The sequence below is a fragment of the Citrobacter sp. wls710 genome, from assembly GCF_005281115.1.
Classification (GTDB): Bacteria; Pseudomonadota; Gammaproteobacteria; order Enterobacterales; family Enterobacteriaceae; genus Citrobacter; species Citrobacter werkmanii.
In genome coordinates this window covers 1-2,332 of the sequence record NZ_SZXD01000057.1, presented here as the reverse complement: position 1 = coordinate 2,332, position 2,332 = coordinate 1, and the positions used below count along the sequence as shown (strand labels likewise).

Annotated in this window: 4 protein-coding genes; 1 reads left to right on the top strand and 3 read right to left on the bottom strand. The window is 41.4% G+C overall.

Going from position 1 to position 2,332, the window contains the following annotated elements; all coding sequences use genetic code 11:
- The coding region (locus FDX14_RS21520; protein WP_137350206.1) for an acyltransferase at positions 1 to 392 on the top strand (392 nt) is incomplete at its 5' end.
- A gap of 122 nt (positions 393 to 514) precedes the next feature.
- On the opposite strand, the gene FDX14_RS25795 is transcribed toward FDX14_RS21520, so the two are convergent.
- From FDX14_RS25795 to parM, 3 genes are all read right to left on the bottom strand, one after another.
- Positions 515 to 658, bottom strand: coding sequence for a hypothetical protein (locus FDX14_RS25795; protein WP_464944241.1), 144 nt, complete (start codon positions 656 to 658; stop codon positions 515 to 517).
- A 136-nt stretch (positions 659 to 794) separates the two neighbouring features.
- A complete protein-coding gene (locus FDX14_RS21510) occupies positions 795 to 1,145 on the bottom strand; it encodes a plasmid partitioning/stability family protein (RefSeq protein WP_001365718.1) in 351 nt (116 codons plus the stop codon).
- Positions 1,146 to 1,147: 2 nt separating this feature from the next.
- Positions 1,148 to 2,110: a plasmid segregation protein ParM gene (gene parM / locus FDX14_RS21505; RefSeq protein WP_000959884.1), complete on the bottom strand. Its 963-nt coding sequence runs from the start codon at positions 2,108 to 2,110 to the stop codon at positions 1,148 to 1,150.
- Positions 2,111 to 2,332 lie beyond the last annotated feature (222 nt).

The following is a 2,332-nucleotide window of genomic DNA, read 5'->3' as shown; positions in this document are numbered from 1 at the left end:
GGTTGTCTGGTGATTCAGGGGGCCAGTCTAGGGACAATGTGTTTGTCGGCCCCTTCGTTGAGATACAGAAAGGCTGTGTCATTGGTAGTGGAAGCCGGATACAGTCGCACACGTTTATTTGTGAGAACGTAACACTGGGGGAGAACTGCTTCATTGGTCATAACGTGACGTTCGCCAACGATCTGTTTCGTTCAGGAGCACCAGATCCGTCACCGGATAACTGGATCAGCATTACCCTGGGGGATTCGGTTACTGTTGGCAGTGGAGCCATTATTCTGTCTCCGTATATATGCAGCGGAGCTGTTATTGGTGCGGGGGCAGTTGTAGTAAAACCGATTGAGAACAAAGGCATTTATGCAGGAAACCCGGCAAGACTGATCAGAATATTATGAAAAAGAAAAGGGCCGTTACTGGCCCTTTTTATCAGAGGTAGGTCTGTGAATACGGCAGGTGTACAGAAATCGACTGCCGGGGATCGATTTCCAGGGCCGCCCGGTATTCTGCGTCAGTGATATCACCTTTTTTCAGTAAATAACCGAGAGCATCGTTTCCCAGCCCTGACAGTATGCGTATTCTGGCGATCCGGACTGGCAAATAACCCATCAAAAACGTTATTGCCAGACATTGCGAACTCACCAATTTTGATTATTGGAGCCACTTTTTCATAAGTTCCGTGAAATTATTTCATAATAACGACCCTGTTTATTTTATGTAATGACTGGCAATAAAATAACTTGATTAAGTTCCCTTTATCCAGCCTGATAGTGGATAAAGGAAACTCAATCATAATTTAATTAGTTTATTAACTTCATCGCATTCTTTTTTGTCTCCTCATCACTTTTTTGCTCTGATTGTGAAGAGGACTGAATGATTGTTGAAGAATTTAAATCGGCCATCTCTTTTGGAAATAGCGATCTCAATATATTCACGATATCTGAAAATGTGGTTTCTTTCGTCAGCAGTTCACATAAAAGGAAAGGGGCCCTGGGATCTTGTCTGTATAAGGCCAGACCTGCCGTCAGTGCAGCCCGGTTAAGGCGGCTGCGTTCCCCTTGCGGGATACTGTCCAGTGTATCACAAACAATTTTATCTGTTTGATTTACATCTGGATTTAGCTTAAAGGCAATGGTTCTGCGCTTGTCCATCATTAATTACCTATGAGATACATACCGTTAACTAAATCATATTGAGAGTTATTGGTTTTAAAAAAACGTTCATCACGAATCTGTGTGTGTTTTTTTACTGCATCGCATATTAATTCTGCGCCACCACCTATAACCATAACATGAGTATAACCAGAAAATTCATTGAGTGTATTTAATACACGTTGCTCAAGTTTACGAAGTGCTTCATTCATTGCTTCGGTGACTATTGATATTTTATTCTCATCATTAATTCGTTGCTTCAGATAGTTATTATCTTTTCTGTGAATAATTATATCGTCAGCAAGATAGCTACTTCCTTTTGTTCTCGCAAGAGAAAGGGCATCTTTTACTGCAGATGTGACCAGAGATACACCAAGAGATGAGTCTCCGTATATTTTACTGATTCCCGATAATTTCCCCATTACCTGAGAAATATCTAATGTGGTGCCCCCGAGATCTATAATTAATAAAGAATCTAACTCATCCAGTTCTTGTAGAACTTCATAACCTGCCGGTATAGATTCAGGCATGACTTTTACATCTTTTATTGTGAATGTATCCCCACCATTTAATGTAATTTTTTTCCGGAAGTTTGCTTTCTTACGCTCAATATTTTCCGTATTGGGTTGGTTATTCCTGTCGTAATACTCTGTCAGAGGAAGTGTGCAAACAATATCCACTTCGCTTACCGGCAGACCACTGGTCAGTAAGGCGTGGTGCACCGCAACGACATTAACGTCGCTGTATTGCCATGCGATATTGGTTGTGACTACAGCATCCGGGCTGATTGGATCAAATGAATACTGTTCGCCGTTCAGTGTGTAGTTAAAGACCTTTTTATCACCAAAAGAAACTGCCCACTCGCGTTTGAAGCTGTTCGGGCTAATGTGCTGTTTAATTGTTCCGTCGCTTTCCTGCCACTGTAGTTTGATGTTTGTTGAACCGTCATCAATGAATACCAACATTTATAAAACTCCTTATGGTGTTTTTTTTGGTGTTTGTTTGGGTGTGTTTTGGGTTTTAAGTGGGTTTATTTGTCAAGTTTACCCCATTTTAACTATCAATCAATGATTATTTGTCTTGTTTTGGTGTTTTATTGGGTTTGGCGTGGGTTGTTTTTGGGTTTTGTTTGGCGGATAACAAAAGATGTCGCCGGGCTCCTCTTTTTACTGCGCCGGCTGACGCGG

What these genes read in the sequence shown, in the direction of transcription:
- FDX14_RS21510 (WP_001365718.1), bottom strand. Translation starts at nt 1,145, where the DNA reads ATGGACAAGCGCAGAACCATTGCCTTTAAGCTAAATCCAGATGTAAAT.
- parM (WP_000959884.1), bottom strand. Translation starts at nt 2,110, where the DNA reads ATGTTGGTATTCATTGATGACGGTTCAACAAACATCAAACTACAGTGG.